General features: G+C 64.1%; 1 pseudogene. It reads left to right on the plus strand.

The window, feature by feature from the left end:
* Positions 1–460: pseudogene (locus RAD16_RS41070) on the plus strand (RNA degradosome polyphosphate kinase); the annotation flags it as partial.

Below are 460 nucleotides of genomic sequence, written 5' to 3' on the forward strand. Positions count from 1 at the left end.
GAGTCCGCTTCCTGTCCATCTCGGGCTCGAATCTCGACGAATTCTTCATGGTGCGAGTCGCGGGGCTGAAAGGACAGCAGCTTCAGGACGTCGACCGCCTCTCGGTCGACGGCATGTCGTCGCGCCAGCAGCTCGCCGCGATCGTGGCGGAAGCCGACGAACTGGTGGAAAGCCAGCGTTCGGTCTGGCGCGATCTGCGCCATGAGCTCGCCGAAACAGGGATCGAGGTGCTCGGCTCGAAGACGATCGACGCAGCGGTCACGCCCGAGGAGCTGGCCTGGCTCGAAACCCATTTCCGCGAGCAAATCTTTCCGATCCTGACGCCCCAGGCGCTCGATCCGGCGCACCCGTTCCCGTTCATGCCCAACAAGGGGCTGGCGGTGATGTTCGATCTGGTCCGCCTCTCCGATAACGAACCGATCCGCGAGCTGGTCATGCTGCCGGCACCGATGGCGCGATT

It is taken from the genome of Bradyrhizobium sp. 18BD (assembly GCF_054185225.1).